Below are 4,054 nucleotides of genomic sequence, written 5' to 3'. Positions count from 1 at the left end.
CTCCCGGCCCGCCCGTGTGCCGCCTGATGGGGGACCCGCCGCGCGACCGGCGCGGGCCTGGCGTTGAATGTGATTCCGACACCTGTCGGAACGCTCCGGCGGCTGTCGGAACGAGTCGTGGCGAAAGGCGACCTGCATGGCCGGGCACGGCGAGGAACTGCGGGGCGGATCCGACCCGGAAGGTGTCAGCGAGGCCCCGGGCAGCCTGCTCGAACAGATACAGGCCGCCGCCTTCCTTCTCGACGCGGACGGGCGCATCCGGCTCTGGGGCGCCGAGGCCGAGACGCTCTTCGGGCACCGCGCGGCCGACGTCCTGGGCGCGTACGCGGGCCGCGTCCTGGTGGCCCACGAGCACCTCGCGCTGGTCACCGACTGGTTCCAGCGGGTCCGGGACGGCGCCGGCTGGTCCGGCGTCTTCCCTGTCCGGCGCGGCGACGGCACCATCGCGGAGGTCGAGTTCCGGCACCGCCGTCTGCTGGACGAGTCCGGCCGCGTCCTCGTCCTCGCGCTGGCCGCCGACGCCGGCGCGGTGCGCCGGCTGGAGACCGACCTCGCGCTCTCCACCAGTCTCATCAGCCAGTCCCCGGTCGGCCTCGGCATGGTCGACACCGAGCTGCGCTGGCTGCGCGTCAACCCCGCCCTCGCCCGCGCGGGAGGGGCGACCCCCTCCGAACTGCTCGGCCGCGAGATCGGCGGGACCGGCGGCGGCCTGGACGTGCCCCAGGTCGCCGCCGCGATGCGCCGCGTCATGGCCGACGGCGACGCCCTGCCCGACCAGCAGGTCACCGGCACCACCCCGGCCGACCCCGGAGCCGAGCACGTCTGGTCCGCCTCCTACTACCGGGTGGAGGACCCCGCCGGCCGGCCGCTGGGCGCCGCCACCTCGGTCGTCGACGTCACCGAACGCCACCGGGCGTCCGCCGAGGTGGCCGAGGCCCGTGAGCAGCTCGCCATGATCGCCGACGCCGGGCGCCGCATCGGCACCACGCTGGACCTCCAGCACACCGCCCAGGAACTGGCCGACGTGATCGTGCCCCGGCTCGCCGACCTGGCGGCTGTCGACGTCCTGGACTCCGTGTTCAGCGGGGAGGTCGTCCCGCCCGTCGCGGAGGACGGCTCCGCCCGGTTCCGGGCGCTCGCCGTCGCCTCCGCCGAGGCGCACAGCGACGCCGAGACGGCCGCCGACCGGGTCGGCGCCCTGGCGTCCTACGGCCCGCACCGGCCGATCACCCAGTGCGTCGCCGAGGCACGCCCCATCCTGCTGCCGGAAGTGGGCCCGCGGACGCTGCTGCGCATCGCCCGCGACGAGGGCGCCGCCCGGGTGCTGGCCCGATCCGGCGTCCACTCCTACCTGGCCGTGCCACTGGTCGCCCGCGGCGACATCCTCGGCACGCTCAGCCTGTGCCGCACCCACACCACTCCCCGGCCCTTCGACGAGCGCGACCTCGCGCTGGCCGTCGACCTCGCCGGGCGCGCGGCGATCTGCGTGGACAACGCCCGGCTCTACAGCCGGGAGCGCAACGCGGCACTCACCCTCCAGCGCGGGCTGCTGCCGCGGATGCCCGAGGAACCCCTCGCCCTGGACCTCGCGTTCCGCTACCTCCCGGCCGTACGGGAGGTCGGCGGCGACTGGTTCGACGTGCTTCCGCTGCGTCACGGCCGCGTCGGGCTGATGATCGGTGACGTGATGGGCAAGGGCGTGCACGCGGCCGCCATCATGGGACAACTGCGCTCCACCACCCGCGCCCTCGCCCGGCTCGACCTGCCACCGGCGGAGCTGCTCGGCCACCTCGACGCCACCGCCGAGTACCTGGGCGACTCCATCGCGACCTGCGTCTACGCCGTCTGCGACCCGGTGGCCGGCTGGTGCGAACTGGCCGTCGCCGGGCATCTGCCGCCCATCGTGATAGGTCCGGGCGGCCAGGCCGAACTCCTCGACCTCCCCGTGGCCGCCCCCCTGGGCGTGGGTGCCGGCGGTTTCACCGCCGAACGGCTGCCCCTGCCGCACCGGGCCACGCTGGCGATGTTCACCGACGGCCTGGTGGAGGACCGGCACACCTCCATCGACGTGGGGCTGAGCCGGCTGCGACGCCTGCTCACCGGGCACCCCCTCCCGCTGGAGGAGACCTGCGACCGTGTGCTGGCCGCCCTGCACCGGGCACCCCAGGACGACGTGGCGCTGCTCCTGGCCCGCCCGCACGGCGACCTCGCTGCCGCAGGGGCCTGCTGACCGGCCACGACCGGTGGCCGGGTGGCACCGGACACCCTCCGCGGTGGCGTAATCTGCTGCATCGCGGACCGAGTTGACGCACCCGTCGAGCAGCGCCGGTGAAGCACCACCCGCCGGTCTCCGGAGTGGTGCGCCGAGCACCGCGGCGACGGGCGCCGGGCCGGGGCGCCACCTTGACCGGGCGTCAGGGACGAAGGCCGCTTTGCGGCCGGTGCCCGCCCAACCCGGCCATCTGCACCCGAAACAACCGTTGTCGGTGCGACCGCCTACGCTGTGCGTCGTGACTGCGCATCCGGTGACCGACTCCGCGGCCGACGAGGGGCTGGCCCGCCGCCTGCGTGCCCTGGCCTGCACCGCGCCGCTCCACGACCTCGACGTCCGCAAGGCGAACCTCGCGGGGGAGTACGGCACGTACAGCATGGCGGAGGTCGCGCTCTCCGCGATCGACCTGGTCACCCTCGCGATGGACTTCGACACCGGCGCCGACCACGACCACGTGGTCGCCCGGCTCGTGCCCCGCGTCGCCGCACAGGCCCCGCACCGCCCCGCCGCCGAACACCACCGCGTCGCCCGCTGGGTGCTGGAGAACCTCATCAACGTCGGCAGCGTGGACCGCGGCTTCCGCGCCGTCTACGGCACCTTCGGCGCCGACGGCGCCTACGTCCGGCGCGACTACGACTTCAAGCTCATCGAGGAACTGCCCGACCCGGCGGGCGGCGTCTGCCTGCGCACCACCGACGAGGCGGTCAACGTCCTGGTCGGCGCCCTCGACACCGACGTCACCAGCGCCCAGATCGCGGCCGAGGTCAAGCTGGAGGTGCTGATCAGCCGCGGCCGGCTCGCCGACGCCCAGCTCGCGGCCGAACAGGCCCGCTACCGCACCGTGCAGTACGCCGAGACCCTGCGCCGCACCCTGGAGGCGACCCGGCGCAACGTCCGGGCGGTGGACTGGCTGAACACCGTGCCCGACATGATCGCCGAGGCGCTGGACCACATCGCGGACCGCTACCGGCACGAGAACGCCATCCTCACCAACATCCGCCGCGCCCGTGACGAGGCCGACCCCGCCGGACCGCGCGCCGGCGAGCACAAACTGCGCGCCGCCGAACTGGTCGACATCGTCAAGGACTGCATCCGCCGCCACACCCAGCTGCAGTCCCGGCTGCTGGAGGCCGGGCCGCTCTTCCGCGCCGAGCAGGACCGGCAGGAGTTCGCGCCGCCGTCCGCGCGCGCCGGCCTCGACCTCCACGGCCAGTTGCTGGCGCCCCTGCTGCCCGAGCCGCTGGAGCGCGCCTGCCGCGTCACGGACGCCTACTTCGCCCGGGGCACCGGCCCCCGGCCGCCCGGCGTCGTCCGCCTCGGCGACCTCACCGAACTGCTGCTCACGCCGACCGCCCCCCGCGAACACCTCGGCGTGGAGATGCCCGAGCCGGACCTGGTGGCGACCCCCGACGACAGCCGGTTCAGCCCCGGTCAGCTGGCCGCCGCCAAGGAACTGCTGGACCTTCCGCCGGACGCCCCGCGCCGGCTCTCCGGTCTGCTGGCCGAGGCCCGCCGCAGCGACGATGACCTTCCCTATCTGGTGGCGCTGATGGCCGTGCACGCCGCCAGCCCGCCGGTGGGCACCGCTTACCGGCAGGGCGACGAACGGCTGCTGTTCGCCGTGGACGACGGCACCGAGCTGGACGACCCCGGCTTCGGCGGCGCGGACCTCATCGTCGGTACCGCGCTGCTGGACCTCGCCGGCTCCGGTCAGCCGGAGTCCGCACCGTGACGGTCCGGCCGCACCACCGCTCCCGTCCCCACCCGCACCCGCACCCGCAC

2 protein-coding genes are annotated in these 4,054 nt (G+C 75.0%); both read left to right on the top strand.

The features are described from left to right. Positions 1–136: 136 nt before the first annotated feature. Positions 137–2,230 (top strand): SpoIIE family protein phosphatase, encoded by a 2,094-nt coding sequence (locus tag E0D90_RS24250; RefSeq protein WP_103502388.1) that lies wholly within the window; start codon positions 137–139, stop codon positions 2,228–2,230. A 280-nt stretch (positions 2,231–2,510) separates the two neighbouring features. Next, the gene (locus E0D90_RS24245; protein ID WP_438827445.1) at positions 2,511–4,004 is read left to right on the top strand and encodes a hypothetical protein; all 1,494 of its coding nucleotides are present in this window, start codon (positions 2,511–2,513) and stop codon (positions 4,002–4,004) included. Positions 4,005–4,054 lie beyond the last annotated feature (50 nt).

The sequence above is a fragment of the Streptomyces otsuchiensis genome (assembly GCF_004305975.1).
In the GTDB taxonomy this organism is placed as follows: domain Bacteria; phylum Actinomycetota; class Actinomycetes; order Streptomycetales; family Streptomycetaceae; genus Streptomyces; species Streptomyces otsuchiensis.
Note: the sequence above shows the minus strand (reverse complement) of the source record. Positions and strands in the feature narration are given on the sequence as shown.

What these genes read in the sequence shown, in the direction of transcription:
- E0D90_RS24250 (WP_103502388.1), top strand. Translation starts at nt 137, where the DNA reads ATGGCCGGGCACGGCGAGGAACTGCGGGGCGGATCCGACCCGGAAGGT.